Origin of the sequence: Pseudarthrobacter sp. C1 (genome assembly GCF_034720455.1) — a bacterium.
Taxonomy (GTDB): domain Bacteria; phylum Actinomycetota; class Actinomycetes; order Actinomycetales; family Micrococcaceae; genus Arthrobacter.
Genome location: NZ_JAYESK010000009.1, coordinates 49,532 through 72,325, shown reverse-complemented (window position 1 = coordinate 72,325; position 22,794 = coordinate 49,532). Strand labels below are relative to the sequence as shown.

Annotated in this window: 24 protein-coding genes; 5 read left to right on the top strand and 19 right to left on the bottom strand. The window is 68.5% G+C overall.

The window, feature by feature from the left end; all coding sequences use genetic code 11:
• Positions 1 to 25 precede the first annotated feature (25 nt).
• A complete protein-coding gene (locus U7114_RS15255) occupies positions 26 to 289 on the top strand; it encodes a hypothetical protein (RefSeq protein ID WP_157239737.1) in 264 nt (87 codons plus the stop codon).
• A gap of 50 nt (positions 290 to 339) precedes the next feature.
• On the opposite strand, the gene U7114_RS15250 is transcribed toward U7114_RS15255, so the two are convergent.
• From U7114_RS15250 to dacB, 17 genes are all read right to left on the bottom strand, one after another.
• A complete protein-coding gene (locus tag U7114_RS15250) occupies positions 340 to 1,050 on the bottom strand; it encodes a GAF and ANTAR domain-containing protein (protein ID WP_323057835.1) in 711 nt (236 codons plus the stop codon).
• 9 nt (positions 1,051 to 1,059) lie between these two features.
• Positions 1,060 to 1,755, bottom strand: coding sequence for a GAF and ANTAR domain-containing protein (locus tag U7114_RS15245; protein WP_323057834.1), 696 nt, complete (start codon positions 1,753 to 1,755; stop codon positions 1,060 to 1,062).
• A 117-nt stretch (positions 1,756 to 1,872) separates the two neighbouring features.
• The gene (locus tag U7114_RS15240; protein WP_321215064.1) at positions 1,873 to 2,139 is read right to left on the bottom strand and encodes a hypothetical protein; all 267 of its coding nucleotides are present in this window, start codon (positions 2,137 to 2,139) and stop codon (positions 1,873 to 1,875) included.
• A 172-nt stretch (positions 2,140 to 2,311) separates the two neighbouring features.
• Positions 2,312 to 3,229, bottom strand: coding sequence for a pantoate--beta-alanine ligase (gene panC, locus U7114_RS15235; protein ID WP_323057833.1), 918 nt, complete (start codon positions 3,227 to 3,229; stop codon positions 2,312 to 2,314).
• A 2-nt stretch (positions 3,230 to 3,231) separates the two neighbouring features.
• Positions 3,232 to 4,125 (bottom strand): Rossmann-like and DUF2520 domain-containing protein, encoded by an 894-nt coding sequence (locus tag U7114_RS15230; protein WP_321215062.1) that lies wholly within the window; start codon positions 4,123 to 4,125, stop codon positions 3,232 to 3,234.
• The gene (locus tag U7114_RS15225) at positions 4,118 to 5,698 is read right to left on the bottom strand and encodes a PH domain-containing protein (RefSeq protein WP_416235563.1); all 1,581 of its coding nucleotides are present in this window, start codon (positions 5,696 to 5,698) and stop codon (positions 4,118 to 4,120) included. Before U7114_RS15225 ends, U7114_RS15230 begins: the two co-directional genes overlap by 8 nt.
• Positions 5,695 to 6,207, bottom strand: coding sequence for a PH domain-containing protein (locus tag U7114_RS15220; RefSeq protein ID WP_157239748.1), 513 nt, complete (start codon positions 6,205 to 6,207; stop codon positions 5,695 to 5,697). The genes U7114_RS15225 and U7114_RS15220 overlap by 4 nt, the downstream gene beginning before the upstream one ends.
• Positions 6,188 to 6,760: a DUF3180 domain-containing protein gene (locus tag U7114_RS15215; protein WP_157239750.1), complete on the bottom strand. Its 573-nt coding sequence runs from the start codon at positions 6,758 to 6,760 to the stop codon at positions 6,188 to 6,190. The genes U7114_RS15220 and U7114_RS15215 overlap by 20 nt, the downstream gene beginning before the upstream one ends.
• Complete coding sequence (gene folK / locus U7114_RS15210) at positions 6,757 to 7,302, bottom strand: 2-amino-4-hydroxy-6-hydroxymethyldihydropteridine diphosphokinase (protein WP_157239752.1); 546 nt, start codon at positions 7,300 to 7,302, stop codon at positions 6,757 to 6,759. Before folK ends, U7114_RS15215 begins: the two co-directional genes overlap by 4 nt.
• On the bottom strand, positions 7,299 to 7,691 hold the full coding sequence (gene folB, locus U7114_RS15205) for a dihydroneopterin aldolase (protein ID WP_321215059.1): 393 nt from the start codon (positions 7,689 to 7,691) through the stop codon (positions 7,299 to 7,301). Before folB ends, folK begins: the two co-directional genes overlap by 4 nt.
• Positions 7,692 to 7,699: 8 nt before the next feature.
• Entirely contained in the window at positions 7,700 to 8,620 is a 921-nt protein-coding gene (gene folP, locus U7114_RS15200) for a dihydropteroate synthase (RefSeq protein ID WP_323057832.1), read from the bottom strand.
• 10 nt (positions 8,621 to 8,630) lie between these two features.
• Positions 8,631 to 9,275 (bottom strand): GTP cyclohydrolase I FolE, encoded by a 645-nt coding sequence (gene folE / locus U7114_RS15195; RefSeq protein WP_321215057.1) that lies wholly within the window; start codon positions 9,273 to 9,275, stop codon positions 8,631 to 8,633.
• Between the two features lie 10 nt (positions 9,276 to 9,285).
• Entirely contained in the window at positions 9,286 to 11,349 is a 2,064-nt protein-coding gene (gene ftsH / locus U7114_RS15190) for an ATP-dependent zinc metalloprotease FtsH (protein WP_323057831.1), read from the bottom strand.
• Positions 11,350 to 11,571: 222 nt separating this feature from the next.
• Positions 11,572 to 12,123, bottom strand: coding sequence for a hypoxanthine phosphoribosyltransferase (gene hpt / locus U7114_RS15185; RefSeq protein WP_104996440.1), 552 nt, complete (start codon positions 12,121 to 12,123; stop codon positions 11,572 to 11,574).
• A 30-nt stretch (positions 12,124 to 12,153) separates the two neighbouring features.
• Positions 12,154 to 13,242: a tRNA lysidine(34) synthetase TilS gene (gene tilS, locus U7114_RS15180; protein WP_157242780.1), complete on the bottom strand. Its 1,089-nt coding sequence runs from the start codon at positions 13,240 to 13,242 to the stop codon at positions 12,154 to 12,156.
• 102 nt (positions 13,243 to 13,344) lie between these two features.
• On the bottom strand, positions 13,345 to 14,478 hold the full coding sequence (locus U7114_RS15175; RefSeq protein ID WP_321215056.1) for a zinc-dependent metalloprotease: 1,134 nt from the start codon (positions 14,476 to 14,478) through the stop codon (positions 13,345 to 13,347).
• Positions 14,479 to 14,621: 143 nt separating this feature from the next.
• Complete coding sequence (dacB, locus tag U7114_RS15170; protein ID WP_323057830.1) at positions 14,622 to 16,172, bottom strand: D-alanyl-D-alanine carboxypeptidase/D-alanyl-D-alanine-endopeptidase; 1,551 nt, start codon at positions 16,170 to 16,172, stop codon at positions 14,622 to 14,624.
• 154 nt (positions 16,173 to 16,326) lie between these two features.
• Between dacB and U7114_RS15165 the strand changes: the two genes are divergently transcribed.
• The 3 genes from U7114_RS15165 (at position 16,327) to U7114_RS15155 (ending at position 18,992) form a co-directional block, all read left to right on the top strand.
• Complete coding sequence (locus U7114_RS15165) at positions 16,327 to 16,815, top strand: inorganic diphosphatase (RefSeq protein ID WP_157239765.1); 489 nt, start codon at positions 16,327 to 16,329, stop codon at positions 16,813 to 16,815.
• A gap of 87 nt (positions 16,816 to 16,902) precedes the next feature.
• Positions 16,903 to 18,231: a carboxylesterase family protein gene (locus tag U7114_RS15160; protein WP_416235562.1), complete on the top strand. Its 1,329-nt coding sequence runs from the start codon at positions 16,903 to 16,905 to the stop codon at positions 18,229 to 18,231.
• 8 nt (positions 18,232 to 18,239) lie between these two features.
• Positions 18,240 to 18,992, top strand: coding sequence for a DUF429 domain-containing protein (locus U7114_RS15155; protein ID WP_323057828.1), 753 nt, complete (start codon positions 18,240 to 18,242; stop codon positions 18,990 to 18,992).
• Here U7114_RS15155 and U7114_RS15150 read toward each other — a convergent pair.
• Complete coding sequence (locus tag U7114_RS15150; RefSeq protein WP_323057827.1) at positions 18,985 to 21,381, bottom strand: phosphoketolase family protein; 2,397 nt, start codon at positions 21,379 to 21,381, stop codon at positions 18,985 to 18,987. The genes U7114_RS15155 and U7114_RS15150 overlap by 8 nt on opposite strands.
• Before the next feature lie 135 nt (positions 21,382 to 21,516).
• Between U7114_RS15150 and U7114_RS15145 the strand changes: the two genes are divergently transcribed.
• Positions 21,517 to 22,116, top strand: coding sequence for a hypothetical protein (locus U7114_RS15145; RefSeq protein WP_157239772.1), 600 nt, complete (start codon positions 21,517 to 21,519; stop codon positions 22,114 to 22,116).
• 14 nt (positions 22,117 to 22,130) lie between these two features.
• Here U7114_RS15145 and U7114_RS15140 read toward each other — a convergent pair whose 3' ends face one another.
• Positions 22,131 to 22,715 carry a histidine phosphatase family protein gene (locus U7114_RS15140; protein WP_157239774.1) on the bottom strand — a complete coding sequence of 195 codons (585 nt, stop codon included), beginning with the start codon at positions 22,713 to 22,715 and terminating at the stop codon, positions 22,131 to 22,133.
• Between the last annotated feature and the right edge of the window lie 79 nt (positions 22,716 to 22,794).

Below are 22,794 nucleotides of genomic sequence, written 5' to 3'. Positions count from 1 at the left end.
CTCGGGTTGGTGCAAGGAGGCCCCAATGTCAGCAGAGCGGATGTTCCCAGCCGTGCCCTCGGATCCGGACTCCTGGATGGCCGTTGACACGCCGGATGAGATCCGGCAGTTTGCCATCGAGTCCCTCCGGTGGCAGGCCCAGGAAGTCATCGACGAAGTGCTCTGCGGCAAGTCACCCGGCGAAGAGCTGGCACGGGCCCGGCTCCGCCGCTGCGTCGCACGGCATCCAGGCGAGCCGGAGCAGGCACTGCTGGAGCAGCTCATGTACCGCGGGCACCTGCCACTCTGACTGCCAGGCACCGTTCCGGGCGCAGGCACGATTCGGATTAGCAGGCCCGTCTAAAGCGTGAGGCTGCGGTCCACGATCCGGCTGGCGGTCTCGTGGAGTCCTTCATTATGTGCACGGGCGTGGTTCCGGAGCAGCGAGAAGGCCTCGTTCATGTCCACACCGGCCGTGTGGGCGATGACTCCCTTGGCCTGCTCAATCAAGATTCGGCTGTTGAGCGCACGCTGCAGCTGCTCGTTCACCAGGACGGCTTCCCTGATGGTGCGTTCGTGCATGAGGCTGATGGTGGCGACGTCGGCCAGCGCCTGGCCAATGGCGGAATCCTCCACAGTCAGGGAACCGGGCGCAGAACCGAAGAGGCCCATGGCACCGATAGTCCGGCCGTGTATCCGCATGGGAACGGCGTGTACGGAACGAAACCCCTGGGACAGCGCCGCCGCCTTGAATTGGGGCCACCGGTCAAGGACCTGAATGTCCTCAACGGTCACCGGGTTACCGGTTGCGTAGCACTCTACGCACGGTCCTTCCCCGGCCCGCAACTGGAGCACTTCCACCAACTGGCTCTCCTCGCTGGTTGAGGCCAAAACCTGGAGTTCCCCGCTGGGGTCGGCCAGGACCAGGCCCGCCGCCGCGACGTCGAGGAGCCCCACGGATTCCTCGACCAGGGTGTGGAGCAGGTCAAGGACGTCATAGTCCGCAACCAGCGTGTCCGCGATCTTCACGAACGCCCCACTGACGCGCTCAGCGCGGGTTGTCGTTGCCATGTCGCTATTTTACTGCAGGGGCCGGGCACCCTGACCGCCGCCATGGCCGGGCTCGAACTTCAGGCGGCCTTCGAGCACTGCCTGGGCCGTCTCCCTCAGCGTGAGGTCATGGGCGAACGCGTAGGCGCGCAGCAACAGCAATGAGTCCGCCGCGGTTGCGCCGGACTGGGCAAGGACCATGCCCGTTGCCTGGTGGATTTCACGGCGCGACATCAGGGGTGGATCGAGTGCAGGGTCCGTGTCCGGCGAGCCGATCGTCAGGATCTTCCGCAAAAGGTACCAGGACGTCTGGCCGGCAAGTGTGGCCGCCGTTGCCTGGTGGGACCTGTTCAGCGTTCCCGCGGCGGAGTGATAAAGCTCAACAACGCCCAGGTCCGCAGCGCCGATAGTCAGCGGGAAGACAAACAGGGCAGCCGCGTCCGTCCCGTTAATCGCCCTGTGGAACATCGGCCATTCCGGGTGCGGAACACCTTGTGCGTCAGGAACCAGCACAGGCAGCCGGGTCCGGACCGCGCGCCAGCGGGGCCCCTCGCCCAGGCTGAACTGCAGTTCATCAAGCCTTGCAGCCAAAGCGTCACTGGCACAGATCAGGGATTCAGCTGTCGCGCCGCCGAAAAGGGATACGGCGGCGCCGGTAACGGGCAGTTTCTCCAGATAGGGGCCACACAGGTCCTCTTCACCCGCCAGCCCGGGTGCAATGTCCATGGTGAGCCCCTGTTTCCTGATTCATTCCGCTGTCGCCGGGTTGGCTGCTGGCTGAACCGGAACGGTGGTGTGGTCACCTAAGGATACCCACCGTCGCCGGTCAGTTCAGCCGCAAGATCACGGCAGCGTTTCGCCGCCCATCGGGTTCACCAGGCTGGATGTCTCCATCAGGTGGGCGAGCAACGCCAGCTCCGGGCGCCGCGGATAAGCGGCCAGGCAGCGACGGAGCCGGAGCTTTATTTCCGCCAGCCCGGGCGAAGTGTCTTCGAGGATGGACGAGATGATGTCCAGCGACTGCTCTGCAAGGGGGCTTGCGTCAGGTGCTGCGGGATACCGGGTCCGGTCCACGAGCCCGCGGATGGGGGTAGCGAGACTTTTGCCCATTTTTACTTGGTCCTCCTGGATAGCCGTGATGGGCCGATGCCAGGGTCCGGGGCAATAATTTGAGCATATCGGATCAGTTGCCGGCCCAACAGGCCTCCGCTCCCCTATCAACACCCCCTATCAACGCCGGCCTGGCACCGGCGACGGCAGGGGTACCGGCCAGGGCGCCGGGTCAGGAATGTAGCGGCGCGTTGTCGATCAGCCGGACCGGCCCGACCTTGGCCGCAATGAGCGCCAGGGCCTCCCCCCGGAACGGGGTCTCCCGGCAGTTCTCGGCCAGCGGCTCCAGGGTGCCCGGGTCCACAACGTCGAAGTAGTCCAAGGCCACCAGGGGCTGCGACTCCACCATCGCCTGCGCGGACTCCAGGTCCAGCGGTTGCCGGGCATGCGCCCGTTCCTCAAGCAGGCGGAGGGCCCTGGAAAGCACCAGCGCCGCCTCCCGCTCCTCGTCCGACAGGAAGCGGTTGCGGCTGGACAGCGCCAGCCCGTCCACGGCGCGCACCGTGGGCACCCCCACAATCTCCACCGGAAAATTGAGGTCAGCCACCATGCGCCTGACCAGCGCCAGCTGTTGGGCGTCCTTCTGGCCGAAGTAGGCACGGTAGGCGGGCAGGCCGGCACGTGCTGCGCCGCCGTCCGGCAGCCCTGCGGCCGGCATCCCGTAGTGGAGCAGTTTGGCCACCACGGTCAGGGCACCGTCGAAATGCCCCGGCCGGGACGCCCCCTCCCACTTTTCCCCGAGCCGGCCGGACGTCACGCGCACCAGCGGTTCGCCGCCGGGGTAGACCTCATCGACTGATGGCGAAAACACCAGGTCCACGCCTTCGGCTTCCAGCAGCGCAAGGTCGGCGTCCAGGGTGCGGGGGTAGCGATCCAGGTCCACGGCGTCACCGAACTGCAGCGGGTTGACGAAGACCGTGGCCACCACCACGTCATTCTGTTCGACGGCGGTACGCGCCAGGGCGGCATGGCCCTGGTGCAGCGCACCCATCGTGGGCACCAGACCCTGCGAGGTGCCGTGCTTGGAGGCAAGGAGCCGGGCCCCCTCAGCGTGGAGGCCTGCCACCGTGGTGACGAGCTTGATGGGCATCTTCAGTCCTCCTTCGGTTCGAGGGCTTGGCGGAGTCCCTCCAGCTGTTCGGCTTTCAGCAGCCCGCGCCCTTCGGCGCGCAGGGCTGTGGCCCGGGCCATCGCAAGGTAGGCCTCGAGCACGTCGCCGTGGCCGCCGCCGTCGAACTCCCGCAGCGCGGCCGCGTGCGCGGAGACGGTTCCCACGTCGCCGCGGGCTACCGGCCCGGTCAGGGCGGACTCCCCTGACGCCAGTGCATTCTCCAGCGTGGCCCGCAGGAGCGGGCCGAGCATGCGTTCCGGCAGCTCCACTCCCACCGAGCGCAGCAGCTCGGATGCCTGGGCCACGAGGGTCACCAGGTGGTTCGAACTGTGGGCCAGGGCCGCGTGGTACAGCGTCCGGTCCGCCTCGGCGATGGCCACCGGTTCCGCACCCATCTCCACCACCAGCGCCTGGGCGATGGGGAGCATGGCGGCATCTGCGGTCACTCCGAACGTGCAGTCCAGCAGCCGGGTCAGGTCCAGGCTCATCCCCGTGAACGTCATGGCCGGATGCAGGGCGAGCGGGACAGCGCCGGCAGCGCGCACCGGGTGCAGGACCCCCACTCCGAACCGGCCGGAGGTGTGGGCAACCAGCTGGCCCGGCTGCCAGGCGCCGAGCTTTGCCAGCCCGTCCACCAGGCCCGGCAGGGCGTCGTCGGGCACGGCCAGGAGGACCAGTTCCGCGCGCTCCACAATGTCCTGGACCTCCAGGACAGGCACGCCGGGAAGCAGCGCCTCCGCCCGTTCACGGCTCGCCTCGGAGACAGCTGAGACCCCGACGACGGCATGTTCGGCAGCGCGCAGGGCGGCACCGAGCACCGCCCCCACTTTGCCGGCACCAATGATTCCGACGCCGAGGCGTCCGGGCTTAGCCATGCTGCCCGCCTTCCTGTTGTTGGGGCGTCCGGGTTTCGGCCGGTTCCACCGCCGGGCCGGGCTCCCCCGCCGGAGCATCCGGGACTACTTGCCGGAGCCACTGTTCCGTAGTCTGCCGCTTCCTGGCCAGCCGGGCGCGTGCGGACTGTGCATCGAACAGTGCCAGCGCCTGGGCAGAGCCGGCCTGCGTGAGCCGGGGCGCAACGGGACCGGGCGTGGTGTGCAGCACCAGGTCTGCCACGCCGAACCGGCGCGCCAGCGGGCCCTGGTGCAGGGCCATGGACTGGGTGCGCTGGTGCGGAACCACCACCAGCTGGCGCCACCAGCGGCCGGAGCGGAGAAGCAGGGCCGTGTCCGTGGCCGTGAACCCGTTCCGCCGCCAGCCCAAGGGGGCAAGCCAGCGTGCGCTGCGCGGAGTGGTGACGAAGCCGCCGTCGGAATCCAGGCCGGTGAGGCCGGCGCCGAAGACTGCAGCGGGGTGCGCGGTGCCGGGGTCCGGCAGCACCAGCGCCAGCATGGCCATCACGTCGCCAAGCCTGCCCACGGGCAGCAGCGTGGTCCGGGCCGAGCCCTCGCCGGCGTTCTCCACGATGCCGTAACCGGCCACGTTGACCTGCATCCGGTACCAGCCGAGCGGCCGCCATAACGGCGGCTGGGTGATTTTCAACGCCTGGATGCGTCCCGGCGGCAGCGTCTGCGCCTGGGTGTCCAGCAGGCCGTAGCGCAGGCGGATGCCGTCCGGTGAGATCGCGGCGCTGAAGTTGTAGCCCTTGTTGAACAGTCCCCAGTAGCTCGCGGCGAGGCCCACGGCGGCCGGAATGAGGTAAAAGTAGAACCCCTGGTGTTCGGTGATGGCCGAGAGCACCACGGAAACAATGCCGCCAAGCACCACGAAGAAGCTCTGCTCGCTGAGCAGCAGGGAACCTACAAGGCGCGACGGCGGCACGGAAAGCACCGGATATTCCGGCGCCTCGGGGGCGGGCTCGCCGGGGCGGTCCGGGCCCGTGATGACACCGGCCGCCCGGGCGAGGATGGTGGCACGCAGCTGCCGGGCGTCGTCGATCTTCAGGTAGGCGAGCCGCACCGCCGACTCTCCGGCGTCCGCCACCTCGAACTTGAGTTCTGCCAGGCCGAAGATCCGGGCCAGCAGGGGCTGCACGATGTCGATGGCCTGGACCCGGTCCAGCCGTGCCTGGCGCTGCTGCCGGAACAGGAACCCGGTATTGACGCGGACGTAGCCGCCGGACACCTGGTACTTGGTGAAGTACCAGGTGAGGATGAACCCCAGCACCGAGGCCAGCAGCACTGCGCCGCCGCCCACCAGCAGCAAGGGGGCCCGGCCGGCGAGGTCTTCCTCAACAACGGGCCGGCCCTGCAGCGCGCGTTCAAACACGTCACGGCCAAGGAAGAAGCCAATGGCGGCCAGGGCAACCCAGCCGCGGACAAACGGCGACGCCGGGTGCACGCGCAGCCATTCGCCGTCGGGCGCGGTGCCCGGCAGCGGTTCAGGGGCGTTGTTGCCGGACGCAGTGGCCGGGGCGCCGGGCCACTGCGGAGGTCCCTCTGCCGTCACAGTCCTGCCAGCCTGGCTTCCCCGCGCGCCGCCAGCTGCTCGCGGAGCCGTGCGCCTTCGGCGGCGGGCAGGCCGGGGATCTGGGCGTTGGTACCCGGCGCTGCGGTGTGGAGCTTGAGCGTGCACAGTCCAAGAGAGCGCTCCACCGGGCCCACTCCGATGTCCACGTACTGCATCCGGCCGTAGGGGACGGCCATGGTCCGCTGGAAGAAGATGCCGGTCCGGATCAGGAGGTCGTCGTCCCGTTCGGCGTAACCGATGGCGCGGACCTGCCGCGGGATGAGCGCGAGCCGCCAGAGGGCCACCACCAGCATGGCGGCCGGCACGGTGGCGGCAAGCCACAGCGGCGGCCAGGCCCACGCCTCCGCGAGGACGAGGACCAGCGGCAGGGAGAGGACCAGCACGGCGGCCAGGTTTCCAAGGGCCCACTGCACCACCCTCACGGTGACATATTTGGGGGACACCCGCTGCCAGGTGATGCCGGGAGGATCAATCGCCCCGGTATGCATATTCGCCTTCCCCGGACGCCTCGCCAACGGCACGGCCGGGCTTCCCGTCGAGGCCTTTGGTTTCGCCGTCCTCCGGCGGGATCCTGCAGAACCGTTCCACCAGCAGGCCCACCACGATCATCACCAGTCCCCCGCCGGCCATGGCAAGCGCGAGCCAGGTGATGGCCTGGTCGCTGCGCAGGCTCCAGATGCGCAGCTGGTCCAGGAAGATGCCCACGTGCCAGCCCAGCAGCACCGTCCCGGCGTAGGCGCAGGCCTGCGCGAGTACCAGGGTGCGGGCGGCGAGGAGCGGATCCAGCACCGGCCGCTTACGGGCGGCGCCGCCCTTGGCGCCGTTCTTGGCGCCGTTGGCGCTGATGCTGTTGCGCCACCTGAGGACCCTGATCCCGAGGATCAGGGTGATGGCTACGATCACGCCCATGGTTGCCAGTGCCGTGGGCGGGAGGACGGGGGTGGACATGCCGTAGCGGCTGGTCACCACGGTCGCGGACCAGCCCGCCACGGCCAGGATGAAGCCGATGAGCAGCAGGCGCAGCGGGTTGATGGGCTTCATAGTTCCTCCACCGCCCCGGCCGTGGGCATTCCGTCGAAGTCGCCAAAGCCGTCAAAGGGGACGAGGTCGTTGAAGTCGCCTGCCTTGGCGGCAAGGGTGCTGATCCGTTCACCGTCCAGGACGGCGGCGGGTTCAATAAGGGACCACGGATAGAGGACGAACGCCCGGCTGGCCGCGAGGGGATGCGGCAGGGTCAGGGCAGGGTCCTCGCTGCGGACGTCGCCGTAGGTGATGATGTCGACGTCGAGCGTCCGCGGCCCCCAGCGCACCTCCCGGACGCGGTGGTGCTTGTTTTCCACCGCCTGGCAGTGCTCCAGCAACTGCCGCGGGGTGAGGCTGGTTTCAACCGTGATGACCATGTTCAGGAAGTCGGGCTGCCCGGCCGGCCCGCCTACGGCCTTCGTCTGCACCACCGGCGAGACCGCCAGCAGCCGCACCTCCGGCGGGTCTACGAGGTCCGCGACGGCCGCGCTAAGGGTATCGTTGCGCTCGCCCAGGTTGCTGCCGAGCGCAAGGACCGCCTTGGTATAACCGCTGTTCATGGCCCCTCCCCCTGGGCTTGCCTTTCCGCGGCATTCCGGGTGCGGTGGACGCTGACTGACACATCGCCGAAGGGAACCTCGATGGGAGCCTGCGGTTTGTGCACGGTGATGTCCACGGCCTGGAGCCGGAATTCGGCCAGCAGGCCCTCCGCGATCCGCACCGCCAGCGCCTCGATCAGGTTCAGCGGCTCGCCCGCGATCCACTCGGTGATACGCTGCGCCACCTCGCCGTAGTGCGCGGTGTCCCGGACGTCGTCCGACTCGGCCGCCTTGGCGAAGTCCAGGTACAAGACGGCGTCCACAACAAAAGGCTGGCCCTCGCGGCGCTCAAAATCAAACACGCCGTGATGGCCGACGGCGGTCACGCCGCTCAGCGTAATCCTGTCCATGGGTGCGCTTAACTGCCGGCGCGGGGTGCGGCCATGCGCGCGGCCACCTTGACGGCGTCAAGGCTGGGGCCGACGTCGTGCACGCGGACGGCCCAGGCGCCGCGGTAGGCGCTGATGGCTGTGATGGCGGCGGTGGCCCCGTCACGTTCCTCGGGGGCGGCGGACTTGCCGGCCACGGTGAGCAGGGTGCCGAGGAACCGCTTGCGGGACGCACCAACGAGGATCCGGTGGCCCAGGCCTTCCAGCTGGTCCAGGTGCTGCAGGAGCTCCCAGTTCTGGGCGTCGTTCTTGGCAAACCCCAGGCCCGGATCGATGATGATCTGTTCCTGGCTGACGCCTGCGGCGTAGAGCTTGTCCCGCACCCCGGCGAGCTCGGCTGCCACTTCCGCCGCCACGTCCTTGTATTCGGCCAGCGAGTTCATGGTGCGGGCGTCGCCGCGGCGGTGCGTAAGGATGTAAGGCGCTTTGGAGGAGGCCGCGAGCTCGGCCATTTCCGGTTCGATGGTGAGCCCGGAGACGTCGTTGATGATGGCGGCGCCGGCCTTCAGGGCGGCGGCGGCCGTGGAGGCATGGGTGGTGTCGATGCTGACCAGGGCGCCGGCCTTCACCAGCGCCTCGATGACGGGAACCACGCGCCGCTGTTCTTCCTCCGGGCTGACGTCCTCGGCGCCGGGCCGGGTGGATTCGCCTCCGACATCGATGATGTCCGCGCCCGCGTAGAACATGCGGAGCCCTGCCGCGATGGCGGTGTCCGCCGTGGGGTGGCTGCCGCCGTCGCTGAAGGAATCCGGAGTGACGTTCAGGATGCCCATCACCAGGGTGCGGCCGGTGGGCAGGTCTTCGAACCGGGCTGCCGGGCGCGGTTTGCGCAGGACGGGCAGTGGCGAGGTTGCGGGGCCGGTTCCCGGCGCTGCAGCTAGTGAATCCATGGTCTGTTGATTACCTTCCGAGGATGAGGCTCATGGCTTCGGCGCGGGTGGCCGGGTCATGAAGCTGCCCGCGGACCGCACTGGTGACGGTCTTCGCTCCGGGCTTGCGGATACCGCGCATGGACATGCACATGTGTTCGCATTCAACAACGACGATGGCGCCGCGCGGCTTGAGGTGGCGGACCATCGCTTCGACGATTTCAGTGGTGAGGCGCTCCTGCACCTGCGGGCGGCGGGCGTAGATGTCCACGAGCCGGGCCAGCTTGCTGAGGCCCGTCACCTTGCCCTCATGCGACGGGATGTAGCCCACATGGGCCACGCCGTGGAACGGCACCAGGTGATGCTCACACGTGGAATAGAAGGGGATGTCCTTGACGAGGACCAGTTCCTCATGGTCCAGGTCAAAGGTGGTGGACAGGACGTCCGCGGGGTCGTGGTGCAGCCCGGCAAACACCTCGGCGTAGGCCTTGGCCACACGCCTGGGGGTGTCTACGAGGCCGCCGCGGTCCGGGTCCTCTCCAATGGCCAGGAGAATTTCACGGACAGCTGCCTCGATCCGGGGCCGGTCCACTTTGTTGTGCTTTGAGTGGTGGGCGCCGCCCTCCGCCGGGTAGCCGGCGGAGGCGGAAACGTCGTCGTCGTCGAAGTGGGTCACGTAAGAAAGCTTAGCCGCGAAGGGCGTCAGGCCCCGCGTCCGTTACCCCGCCCCGGAACGGTGCATCCTCGGGAACACCCTGCGGGTGCGGCGGCTGCGCGTCCAAAGGCTCGTCCAGGCGCGCCTTCTTGGCCTCTTCCTGGGCCTCGCGCTCCGCCCTTTCCTGGCGGGACTCCACGGGGCCCGCCATCTGGACCGGGCGGCTCTCCTTGGACAGCCACACCTCGCGGAAGTCGCGCTTGCGGATGTCCCTGAAGATATCGGCGATCTCGGCCTGGTTCAGCGTTTCGCGTTCCAGCAGTTCCAGGGCCAGCCGGTCCAGGACGTCCCGGTTCTCGGTGAGGATGGCGTAGGCCTCGTCATGGGCCTGGTCGATGAGGCGGCGCACTTCCTCATCCACCACGTAGGCGATCTGGTCCGAGTAGTTGCGCTCGTGGCCGGCATCGCGGCCCAGGAACGGTTCGCCGCCGCCCTGGCCCAGCCGGACAGCGCCAACCCGCTCGCTCATGCCGTATTCGGTGACCATCTTCCGCGCGGTGCCGGTGGCCTTTTCGATGTCATTGGACGCGCCGGTGGAGGGGTCGTGGAACACGATCTCCTCGGCTACGCGGCCGCCCATGGCGTAGGCCATCTGGTCAAGCAGTTCGTTGCGGGTCACGGAGTACTTGTCGTTGTCCGGGACCACCATGGTGTAGCCCAGGGCGCGGCCACGGGGAAGGATGGTGATCTTGGTGACCGGGGCGGAGTTCCGCAGTGCGGCTGCCACGAGGGCGTGCCCGCCTTCGTGGTAGGCGGTGATCTTCCGCTCGTGTTCCTTCATGACGCGGCTGCGCTTCTGCGGGCCGGCCATGACGCGGTCAATGGCTTCATCCAGCGCGCGGTCGTCGATGAGGTTCGCGTTGGAGCGGGCGGTGAGCAGCGCGGCTTCGTTCAGGACGTTGGCCAGGTCCGCGCCCGTGTAGCCGGGGGTCTTCTTGGCCACGGCCTTGAGGTCCACGCCCGGTGCCATCGGCTTGCCTTTGGCATGTACCTGCAGGATCTGGTCGCGGCCGATCATGTCCGGCGCGTCCACGCCGATCTGGCGGTCGAAGCGTCCCGGACGCAGCAGTGCGGGGTCCAGCACGTCGGGCCGGTTGGTGGCGGCGATGAGGATGACGTTGGTCTTGACGTCGAAGCCGTCCATCTCCACCAGCAGCTGGTTGAGGGTCTGCTCGCGTTCGTCGTTGCCCCCGCCGATGCCCGCGCCGCGGTGACGGCCCACGGCGTCGATCTCGTCGACGAAGATGATGGCCGGGGAGTTGGTTTTGGCCTGCTCGAAGAGGTCGCGGACGCGGGAGGCACCCACGCCGACGAACATTTCCACGAAGTCGGAGCCGGAGATGGAGAAGAAGGGGACGCCGGCCTCACCCGCGACGGCGCGGGCCAGGAGGGTCTTGCCGGTACCGGGAGGGCCGTAGAGCAGCACGCCCTTGGGGATCTTGGCGCCAACGGCCTGGAACTTGGCGGGCTCCTGCAGGAATTCCTTGATTTCCTGGAGTTCCTCCACTGCCTCGTCGGATCCTGCGACGTCGGCGAACGTCACCTGCGGCATGTCCTTGCTGACCATCTTGGCCTTGGACTTGCCGAACTGCATGATCTTGGAGCCGCCGCCCTGCATGCGGGTCATGAGGAACCAGAACAGGGCGCCCAGGAGGATGACGGGAATCAGGAGGGAGAGCAGGCCGGAGAACCAGTTGCTCTCGATGGGCTGGTCCGTGTAGCCCTGGGCGGGCTTGGCCTCGGTTACCGCCTTGACCACGTCCTGCGCACGGGCGTCCACGAAGAAGAACTGGACGCTCTTGCCCTTGTCCTGCCCGTCAAGCTGCAGGTTGTCCTTCAAAGTCAGGTCCACGCGGTTTTCGCCGTCGAAGATCTTGGCCTGCTCCACCTGGTTTCCGGAGAGCAGTTCCAGGCCCTTGTCAGTGTCGATCCGTGCCGCACCGCCTGGGGCCAGCGTTGCAAAGGCCACCAGGAGCAGACCGACCACGACGACGATCCAGATGCCCGGGCCTTTGAAGAAGTTCTTAGCTTTCATCTGTTCGGGGGCTGGCCCCGTCCCTTCCGGTAGTGCTGCACGGCGAGTAGTCTGCGCGCGTGATGGTGCTGCGTCAGCTTCTAGCTATACACCGTCCGGAGTAGATCACGCATGATGGACGGCAAAAGTTCCCTGTGGGCGTAGTGGCGCCAGGGCGGCGGAGGACCTGCTCCAGGGGGCGTGGTGTCACCGGACTATTTCCGACGGCGGCGTGCCGGGGGCCTACTCGTAGACGTGCGGGGCCAGGGTGCCCACGAAGTCCAGGTTGCGGTACTTCTCCGCGTAGTCCAGGCCGTAGCCCACCACGAACTCGTTGGGGATGTCGTAGCCGACGTACTTGACGTCGATCTCCACCTTCGCGGCAGTGGGCTTGCGGAAAGCGGTGCAGATCTCCACGGAGGCGGTGCCGCGGGATTCCAGGTTGGTCTTGAGCCAGGACAGGGTGAGGCCGGAATCGATGATGTCCTCGACGATCAGCACGTCCTTGCCCATCAGGTCCGTGTCCAGGTCCTTCAGGATCCGGACCACTCCGGAGGACTGGGTGCCTGAGCCGTAGGAGGACACCGCCATCCAGTCCATGGAGATGTGGCTGTGCAGCGCCCGGGCCAGGTCCGCCATGACCATCACCGCACCCTTGAGCACGCCCACGATGAGGATTTCGCGGCCCTCATAGTCCTTGTCGATCTGCTCAGCCAGCTCCGTGATGCGCTGCTGGATCTGTTCCTTGGTGTAGAGAACGTGCTTGAGGTCTGCCTGGACGTCGTTTGAATCCACCAATGGCTCCTGTGTAGATGCGGGGTGCGACTATTTTGCGGGCGGTTTTTGAGGCCGGAATACTAGCTTCCCACAGCGGGCCGCTTCGCGGGGAACGGGGTTGGCGTTATCGGTTGCGGCCTGGCCGCTTACGGTTCCCGCCGCCTCCAGCTCCGCGAGGGACAGGCGGTAGGCGCTCACCCCGCCGGGCAGCTCCACCGGCCCGGCCGAGCCCTGCCTCCGCAGCAGCGCCTCCGCCGCCAAAAGGCGCTGGTAGCCGGGCTGCTGCCCGCCGACGTCGGCCGCCGCCTTGGCGATGACGCGGTACCTGATGGCCGGGGCGAGGGCGCGCAAGGCCTCCTCCGGGAGGCTCACTTCGGCGCCGTCCCGTTCAACGAGCGCCGAGAAGGTGGTTTCCGCCACGTCCTCAAGGTAGTCGGCGTCCAGCTGGAGGATTGAAGCGGTCCGGGCGAGGGATTCGGCGACGCCGGGGCCCAGTTTTTCCTCAAGGTGAGGGAGCACTTCCACCCGGGTACGGGAACGCGCGAAGGCCGGGTCCGAGTTGGTGGGATCGTGCCAGGGCTGCAGCTGCTCCACCTCGCAGATCTCCTCCGTATCCGCCCGGCGGAGCCCCAGGAACGGCCGCAGCAGGAGTCCCCGCTCCGGCCTCATGCCGGCAAGGGAGCGCGTGCCGGAGCCGCGGGCCAGGCCAAGGAGCACCTGTTCCGCCTGGTCGTCCAGCGTGTGGCCCAGCAGGATGGCTCCGGCGCCCTGGCCGGCGGCGGCGGCTTCAAGCGCTTCATGCCGGGCCTCCCGGGCCGCTGCCTCCGGACCCATGCCGGCCGTTGCCACCGTCACGGCACGGATCTCCACGGGCGCCAGCCCCAGGTCCCGCAGTGTCCGCGCGGTTTCCGCAGCCACGCCTGCGGACCCTTCCTGCAGCTGGTGGTCCACCACCACCGCTCCCACCGTGACCGGGTGGCCGTCCACGTGCCCGCGCCGGGCAAAGTAGGCGGCGACGGCGGCCAGCGCCAGGGAGTCCGGCCCGCCGCTGCAGGCCACCAGGACATGCCGCGGGTAACCCGCCTGCGCCAAGGCGTCCTGGAGCGCCTTACGCGCCTTGCCGACGACGGGCGCCAGCCTCCCGGGCCGTCGTCGTCCGCTCTGGAAGCCGCTCCTCCCGCCGGTGCTGTCGCCGCCCGGGCCGCCGGATGCTGCGTCAGGTGACTCGCTGCGAGGCAATCAGAGTCCCATCCGGTCAAGCCACAACTTGGCGTCGTGGATCTCCGGCTCGGTGGGCAGGTGGTCTGCGGACTCCCACACCTTGTTAAAGCCTTCCATGCCGGCCACATCCACCACGGCCCGCACAAACCTGGCGCCGTCCGAGTATTGGCGCATTTTGGCGTCCAGGCCAAGGAGGCTGCGGATGAACTTTTCGATCACGCCGCGGTCCTTGCCGCGGTCGTTGAACCGCTGCCGGATGGTCTTTACGGACGGGATGATGCTGGCGTCCACGGCATCCATCACCACGTTCGCGTGGCCTTCGAGGAGGCTCATCACGGCGGTGAGGTGGGAGATGGCCGCCTTTTCCTCCGGGTCCTGGAGGAGGTCCAGGATGGCACCGCGGCCGGGGGTGTTTCCGGAGGCGGTGCGGTCCTTGAGGGAGCGTGCGGCGGCGGTGGCCCGCTCCATCAGGGAGTCGACGTTGCCCAGCAGGTGAACGCTGAGTTCGTCGATCTGCTCAAGCATGTGGTGCCGCAGCCAGGGGGCGGCTGCGAACTGCACGCGGTGGGTCTGCTCGTGCAGGCACACCCAGAGGCGGAAATCCTCAGGGGCGACGTTGAGTTCGCGCTCCACGGCCACGATGTTCGGGGCAACAAGGAGGAGCCTGCCGCCGGCAGGGGCGGTGGAGCCTTCCGCGAGTGCGGCGAAGGGATCGTACTGCCCCAGGACCTTGCTGGCCAGGAATGCCAGGACGGCGCCGAGCTGGCTCCCGGTGATGGCCCCGCTGACGCTGGCGGCGCCGGGGCTCAGCGTGCCGCGCCGGCTTTCCAGCATCTTTTCCATGGCAGGCTTGAGCATCACCGCGAAGCTCTGCGTGTTTGCCTTGGCCCATGACGCCCGGTCCACCACCAGCACGGAGGAGTCCCGGAGGTCGCGTGCCGCCTCCAGCCCGGTGATCTGGTGGACGTGCTCAACGGACACATCCGCCAGGCGGCGCAGGCTGTCCACGGCCTCACCCATGGCGGCCTCGCTGAGCACGGGCCCGGCCGGGGCCAGGCGTGCGGCGGTGGAGGCGGCGAGGTCCCAGTTGATCAAGGACTGTGCCGTGGCGGACAACGTCTGGGTTGACGACTCGCGTGCAGTGGGCTCCATGGTTCCCATCAGAACACAGCATGCTGTGGATAGTCCTTAAGTTCGCTGACCGGCGAACCCTTCGGGGCACCCGGCCGGCCACGGACGCACTTGCACAGGCGATTCACAGGATGCGGAAAGCGCGCCGCGAATCCTACTTGCTGCTACCGGCAGCCGCAGCCTGCGAGCGCGGTGGCGGCGCGGTCCAGGGCTTCCTTGTTGCCCGCAGCCCCGGGGGTGAGCCCGTTGCCGATGAAGGAAAAGGCCAGGAGCCTGCCGTCCGCGTCAACCACATAGCCGCTCAATGCGAGCACTGTGTTCAGCGTGCCGGTCTTGGCCCGCACCAGCCCGGCGCCGCCGGCAGTGGCGTCGCCGCCGTAGCGGGTGTCCAGGGTTCCGGTCAGGCCGGCCACCGGGAATCCGTCCAGCGCGGCCCGCAGCCTGGGATCCGTGCCCGAGGTGATGGCCCGCACCGCCTCGGTAAACTGCCGGGCCGAGACCTGGTTGCCCATGGCCAGTCCACAGACGTCCACCAGCTTCAGGGCATCCGTGGCGAGGCCGGCTGCGGAGAGCTGCGCACGGACTGCCGCCGTGGCGCCGTCGTTGCTGCCGGGCAGCCCGTCCGCCAGTGCCGTGAGCCGGCCCAATGCTTCCGCCAGGTAGTTGTCAGAGTCCTGCAGCATCACGTCCACCTGTTCGGCCACGGTGGCGGACTGCACCTCCGCCAGCAGCCTCGGTTCACTGGAATCCTCCCCGGGAGCGGCCGTTGCCGCCGCCCGGGCTGCCACGGCGCCTGCTCCCGCCGGCTGGGGTGAACGTTCGACGGCGGCTGCCACAGTGAGTCCCGCGGCGGCGCCTGCCGTCCGCAGCCGGGCGGCAAACTCCTCGGCGGCAGCCATGGCGGAGTCCTGCGGGCGTGCACCGGTGGTGACAGCGGGATCGTACCGGGCTGAGTTCAGGGCCAGGGGGAACAAGGGTGCCACTTCGCCGGCGGCCACATCCCCGCTGTCCCAGGCCGGGTTCAGCGCGGGTCCGGTGAAAAGGGAGTCGTCCACGAGGACCTTGAGCTCCCCCGCCGCGCCGTCAGCCTTCAGCGCCTCCACCGTGCCGGCAGCCAGGGATGCCAGGCCGGCGCGTCCCATTGCCCGTTCGGGGTTCGACTCGCCAGGCCCCAGGAGCACGTCCCCGCCGCCCACCAGCACCACCTGCCCGGGCACCGGCCCGGCAACAACAGTTGTGCTGAAACGGTGCCCGGGCCCCAGGGACCGCAGGGCGGCGACGGCAGTGAGCAGTTTCATGTTGGACGCCGGAACGCGGCCTTCCGATCCGCCGCGGTCAAACAGGACCTCGCCGGTCAGCGCATCCTGGACCAGCGCGGTGAACGTTCCGCCGCCGTCGGCCTTTAACAGCGGATCCAGCTGCGCCGTGACGGCGGCCCGGGCCGGGACGTCCGCCGAAGGGTCGAGTGTGGCCAGGCCCGGCCGGGCAGAGAGCGTGGCGGGAGCCTGCTGCCATGCGGGCGCGGGCGGAGCGGGGGCAGGGGCCTCGGGACCCAGGAAGCCGGGGGCCACCAGCAGGGCCGCCGGGACGGAAAGGGCAACCAGGAGGGCCGCCAGCAGGACCAGCAGCCAGGACCTCCGCAGACCGGTGACGCCCCTCAGCGCGGCCTGCCGGACACGGCCGTACTGCCGGTCCGTGCCGATTGTCTTGGTCATGCTGGTGCCGGTCCTCAAGTCCTGAAATTTCCCCACAAGTTCCTGATTCCAGGGCCTCTCGCTATATCCTCAATAATAGTCGGCGGCACCGACAGTGCTTTTTGTTGCCCGTCAGAAGTGCCGCGAACCCCCTGCAATTGCCGAGGAGCATTCCATGAAGCATGACGTGACCATCGAGATCCCCAAGGGATCACGCGTCAAGTATGAAGTTGACCACGAGACCGGCCGCGTCCGCCTGGACCGCGTCCTCTTCACCTCCATGCAGTACCCCACGCACTACGGATACTTCGAGAACACACTCGGCGAGGATGGCGACCCGTTGGATGCGCTGGTGCTGCTGCAGGACTTCGACCTGCACCCGGGCGTCATCGTTGAGTCCCGCCCCATCGGCGTCTTCAACATGACGGACGACGGCGGCGGAGACGCCAAGATCCTCTGCGTGCCGGTGGACGCCCGCTTCGACCACATCCAGGAGGTCAGCGACGTCAACGACTTCCTGATCAAGGAGATCGAGCACTTCTTCACCCGCTACAAGGACCTGGAGCCGGGCAAGTGGGTCAAGGCCGAGGGCTGGGGCGACCGCGCTGCCGCCGAGGCCGAGCTGGAAGCTTCCATCAAGCGTTACGTGCCCACCAAGCACTGATTTCCTGAAGCAACGCGGGGTCACTCCGCGCCGAATTCTTCGCCAGAATTGGGCCGGAAGTGACCCCGCGTTGTGGTTTAAGGTGAATTGGTGAGCTCAGCGCCAGTCTTCAACCCGCCCTGCGGTGCTGTCACCGGCTGGCGGGACGGGGACGTCGTCCGCGCAACCGGGATCCCTTACGCCACCGCCGGACGTTTCCAGCCTCCCGCCCCGGCGCCTGGCTGGACGGTTCCGTTTGCCGCCACCTCCCCCGCGCCCGCCTGCCCGCAGGGGCCGGTGCCGTTCCTCGATGACGTCCTGGGCACCCGCTACGGGGAGCTGCCGGGGAGCGAGGACTGCCAGAACCTTTCCATCACCATGCCCGCCGGCCTTGCCTCCGGCGAACAGCTCCCCGTGATGGTCTGGATCCACGGCGGCTCCTACACCACCGGCTCGGGCGACCTCGCCATCTTCGACCCCGCGGCGCTGGTGTCCGAGAACCGGGTGGTGGTGGTCTCTGTGACGTACCGCCTGGGGCTGTTCGGCTTCCTGGCGACCCGCACCGGCCGGCCGGGGAACCTGGGCCTCCTGGACCAGCTTGAGGCATTCCGCTGGGTGCAGCGGAACATTGCCGCGTTCGGCGGCGACCCCGGCCGGGTGACTGCCTTCGGCCAGTCGGCCGGAGGTGACGCGATCGCGCACCTCATGGCCACAGCCGAAGCACCGTCCCTCTTCCAGCGGGCCATCATCCAAAGCGCCCCGCTGGGAATCTCCCGCGGCAGGGCGAAAATGAACCATGCCATGGGCATCGTTGCCGAGGCCGTGGACGAGGACACCCCCGCCATGGACATCGTTGAGCGGGAGGACCACGTTGCCCAGGTAGCCCGGAAATTCGGCATGCTGGCCGCCATGCCTTTCGGAACCCAGTATGGCCACGCACCGCTGCCGGCGGAACCGGATATTGAAGCCGCCTGGAACCGCGCCGCGCCCGGCGTTGAGGTGCTGATCGGGCATACGTCCGAGGAAGCACGGCTGTTCCTGCCCCGCAGCCCCTACCTCAGCCGGCTGGCGCGCGTCCCGCTGGTGGGGTCTGCCGCCGTCCGCGCCATTGACTGGGTTGTCACCGAGACCGTCTATGCGAAGGCGGCGCGGAGGTTCGCCCGGCGCCATGCCCGGGCTGGCGGGAAGGCCCACCGCTACGTCCTGAGCTGGCATGCCCCGGGAAACATCTTCGGCGCTGCCCACACTGTTGACCTCCCGCTGCTTTTCGGCAACCGGAACACGTGGGACGGCGTGGGCCTGATTGCCGGCGCCAGCTGGGATGAGGTCAACGCGGCAGGACGCGAGCTGCGGGCGCTCTGGGCACGGTTCGCCCGCGGCGATGACCTCGGCAAACACGGCACCATCCCGGGAACGCTGCGCTACCGGGCAGCTTGAGGGTTCCGATGCGGACTTTAGGCGTCGACCTGGCCGCCGCCACCAGGAAAACCGCCGTGGCGGTCCTCGAATGGGGCAAGGATTCCGCCAGCCTGGTGCACCTGGCGCTGGATGTGGGCGACCAGGAGATCGTGGAACTGTTTGGCGGCGCCGCCATGACGGGGATCGACTGCCCGGTGGGGTGGCCTCGGGCCCTGATCCCGTTCCTCACCGGGCACCTTACCTTCGACGCCGACCCCGTGCTTGCGCATGACGGCATCGAAGGCCGGCGGCTGCTTGCCTACCGTGACACGGACAGGTTCGTCACCCGCCGGACCGGACTGATCCCCCTCAGCGTCTCCGCGGACCGGCTGGCGCACCCGGCCATGCGGTGCGCAGTGATCCAGGCCAGGATCGCAGCGCTCCACGGCCCCCAGCCCCGGGACGGATCAGGACGCCTCGCGGAGGTCTATCCGGCTGCTTCCCTGAAACTGTGGGGACTGGTCGCCCGCGGCTACAAAGGACGGGGGACCCCGGAAACCGAGCGGCTTTCCATGCTCCTTGCGAACCTGCGGCAGCAGGCCCCCTGGCTGGACCTGGCCGGGCAGGAGGACAGGCTGGCAGCCTCGGACGACCTGTTCGACGCCGTCGTCGCATCCCTCACCGCCCGCGCGGCCGCCGTCGGGCTTACCGCGCCCCCTGACGGCGCGCACGCCGCAGCCGCCCTCGACGAGGGGTGGATCCACCTGCCCTCCTGCGGGCTGACGGAACTCGTCAGCTAGCGGGACCCTCGCCGCCAAGGGTCCAGTTGCGGATCTCCTCCGGATCCTCCCCATGCAGCCGGGTGTGTTCCCGGGCCCTCATCCGCCGGTCCTGGAGGTGCTGCCGGAGGAGGGAATGCCTCTCGGCCAGCCCGGGCACGCGGTCGATCGCGTCGATGGCCAGCTGGAACCGGTCGATCCCGTTCAGCATGGCCATGTCGAACGGCGTGGTGGTGGTCCCCTCTTCCTTGTAGCCGCGCACGTGCAGCCCGTCCTGGTTGGAGCGGCGGTAGGCAAGCCGGTGGATCAGCGCGGGGTAGCCGTGGTAGGCGAAGATGATGGGCTTGTCCGCCGTGAAGATCCCGTCGAAATCCCGGGCCGGAAGCCCGTGCGGGTGCTCGCTCACGTCCTGCAGCCGCATCAGGTCCACCACGTTGACCACCCGGACCTTCAGTCCGGGCGCGCCTTCCCGGAGCAGTTCGGCTGCCGCAACGGTCTCCACGGTGGGCACGTCACCCGCGCAGGCCATCACGACGTCGGGCTCCTCGCCGGGCACCTCGGACCCCGCGAACGCCCAGATCCCCAGCCCCCGTCGGCAGTGGTTGGCGGCGTCGGCGGGGCCCAGCCAGGTGGGCGAGGGCTGCTTTCCGCTGACCACGATGTTCACGTAGTCGGTGGAGGCCAGGCATTGGTCCATGACGTACAGCAGGGTGTTGGCGTCCGGCGGCAGGTATACCCGGATGACCTCCGCCTTCTTGTTCACGGCATGGTCAATAAAACCCGGGTCCTGGTGCGAGAAGCCGTTGTGGTCCTGCTGCCACACGTGGGAGGACAGCAGGTAGTTCAGCGATGCCACCGGCTGGCGCCACGGCAGCTGCCGGTGCACCTTCAGCCACTTGGCATGCTGGTTGAACATGGAGTCGACGATGTGGATGAAGGCCTCGTAACAGTTGAAGACCCCGTGCCGGCCGGTCAGGAGGTACCCTTCCAGCCAGCCCTGGCACAGGTGTTCGCTGAGCACCTCCATCACGCGGCCGGACCGCGCAAGGTGCTCGTCGGCGTCGTCAATCCTGTACTGCCATACTTTGTCCGTGACCTCGTAGACGTCCTGCAGCCGGTTGGAGGCGGTCTCGTCCGGGCCAAAGAGCCGGAACGTTTCCATGTTCCGCGAGATGACGTCCCGCATCCACGAGCCCAGCGTGACCATCGGGCTGACGCGCTCGGTCCCCGGCTCCGGGACTTCGACGGCGTAGTCCCGGTAGGCAGGCAGCCTTAGCGCCTTCCGCAGCAGTCCGCCGTTGGCGTGCGGCGTTGCGCTCATCCGGAAAGCGCCCGTGGGCGCGGCCTCGGCGACCTCGGGCCGGAGCCTGCCGTCGCCGTCGAACAGCTCCTCGGGGCGGTAGGACTGCAGCCACCCTTCCAGCTGCTTCAGGTGCTCCCCGTTGGTGCGGACTTCGGAGAGCGGGACCTGGTGGCTGCGCCACGTCCCCTCAACCTGCAGCCCGTCCACTACGCGCGGTCCGGTCCAGCCTTTCGGCGAGCGCAGCACGATCATGGGCCAACGGGCAGCGGCATCCGCCCCGTCCTGTCCGGCCCGGGGAGACCGCCGTGAGTCCTGGATGGCGCGGATGCCGGCCATGCAGCGTTCCAGCGCATCCGCGAAGTCGCGGTGCGCCTGCTCCGTGTTGTCCGGGTCTTCCACTGTCACGAAGTAGGGCTCATGCCCGTAACCGCGCAGCAACTGCTCCAGCTGCTCTTCGGGCATCCGGGCCAGGATGGTGGGGTTGGCGATTTTGTACCCGTTCAGGTGCAGGATGGGCAGCACCGCACCGTCAGTGGCCGGGTCCAGGAAGTTGTGGGAGTGCCAGCTGGCGGCCAGCGGGCCGGTTTCCGCTTCGCCGTCACCAATCACGACGGCGGTGACCAGCTGGGGGTTGTCCAGGACCGAGCCGTACGCGTGGGCGAGGGAATACCCGAGTTCGCCGCCCTCGCTGATGGAGCCGGGGCTTTCCGGCGCCGCGTGGCTGGGGATGCCGCCCGGGTAGGAAAACTGGCGGAAGAGTTCGGCCATGCCGTCGCCATCGTTGCCCACGTGGCCGTAGACCTCGGAGTAGGTGCCTTCCAGCCAGGCATTGGCGACGACGGCGGGGCCGCCGTGGCCGGGACCCGCCACAAAAAGCATCTCGGCGGAGTCGCGGCGGATGATGCGGTTCAGGTGGGCATAGACGAAATTTAGCCCGGGGGTGGTGCCCCAGTGGCCCAGCAGCCGGGATTTGGTGTGTTCGGCCTGCAGCGGTTCGCGCAGGAGCGGGTTGGAGCGGAGATAGATCTGCCCGACGGAAAGGTAGTTGGCGGCGCGCCACCAGCGGTCCACAAGTTCAAGTTCGCCCTGCCCCATGCTGCCGGCCATAACCATCCTCACGTCGCGTTCGCCCACCCTTTCGATCCGCCAGGTGCAGCCGTTCCCCCATCGCACCAGATGGGCCAGCCCGAGGCAACCCCGCTTGCCTTGGCGCTGCTACCTGCAGGTAGTCTTTGGATTCAGATGTTCACGCTGACAATCAACCAGACCGATAGCCGGCGCGATGGCGACCGGGTGCCGCAGCTGCTCAGGGACCTGCGGCACATTCCTGCGCGCCTTGATTTTGACCGGTCCGTGGAGGACGAGGTCCAGGGCATTGTGGACTGCCCGCACCAGGCGGTGGAGGCGGCCCTGATCGCGCTCCGGGACGGCTCCTGGTACGTGGGCATCGGCGTAGGGCCCGTCAATGAACCGTTGCCCAACCAGATCAAGGACGCTTCGGGCCACGGGCTGGTGTATGCCCGGCGCGCCGTGGACCGCCTGCGAAGCAGCAAGGACCGGGTTCCGGTTGCAGTGGAGGGGCCGCTGGCTGACGTGGCCCACGACGCCGAGGCCGTGCTGCGGCTGCTGGGGCATATCGTGCGCGACCGCTCCGGTGCCGAGTGGCGGGTGCTTGACCTGCTGACGCCCGGCGTGCGGGGCCAGCAGAAGGCTGTGGCCCAGGAACTCGGAATCACCACGCAGGCGGTCAGCAAGGCGGTGGCACGGGCTCAGTGGAACGAGGAGCACGCGGCCCGGCCCGCGGCAGCCCGGCTGCTGGGGTTGATCCTCGCGGTCCGGTAGGGGCTGCGGCCCCCTCAGGCCTGGGTTGCCGCCATCACCGGCTCGCCGTTGAAGTATTCGAGCTGCCAGCCGTCGATCGCGTGGTGGTGCGCCAGGTTCAGCACAGCGTTGTCGATGCTGGCCAAAGCGGTCCCTACGGCCCGGCTGAGGCTCACCCGGAGCAGTGTTCCGTGCGCGACGACGAGAACACGGCTGCCGCTGTACTCCTTGGCCAGTGCCTCCAGGGCGGCGAGACCGCGGTCAGCTGCCTCGTCCTCGCTTTCGGCGCCGCGGAAGCCCCCGGGGATGCGGAGTGCCTCCAGTTCCGGGCCCGCCTGCATTCCCTCCGCCGGTCCGAAGCTCCGCTCCGTGAGCTCCGGCAGGCGGCGGACCTCGCCCAGCCCGAGTCCGCCGGCTATCACATCTGCGGTTTCGGCAGCGCGGCTCAGCGGCGAAGACACTATGGCGTCCCATTCGTACGCCGACAAAACGTCAACGGCGTCACGCGCCTGGGCCCGGCCGACGTCGTTCAGTGGAATGTCCGTGGATCCCTGCAGGCGGCGCTGCGCATTCCAGTCTGTCTGGCCGTGGCGGATGAGGGCGAAGGTGGTGAGGGTCATGCTTTCCATTCTGCCCGACGGCGGGCTTCCGCCGGACGCGGGGACAGTCAGTTGCGCGGTCCAGCCAGCTGCGCAGCCC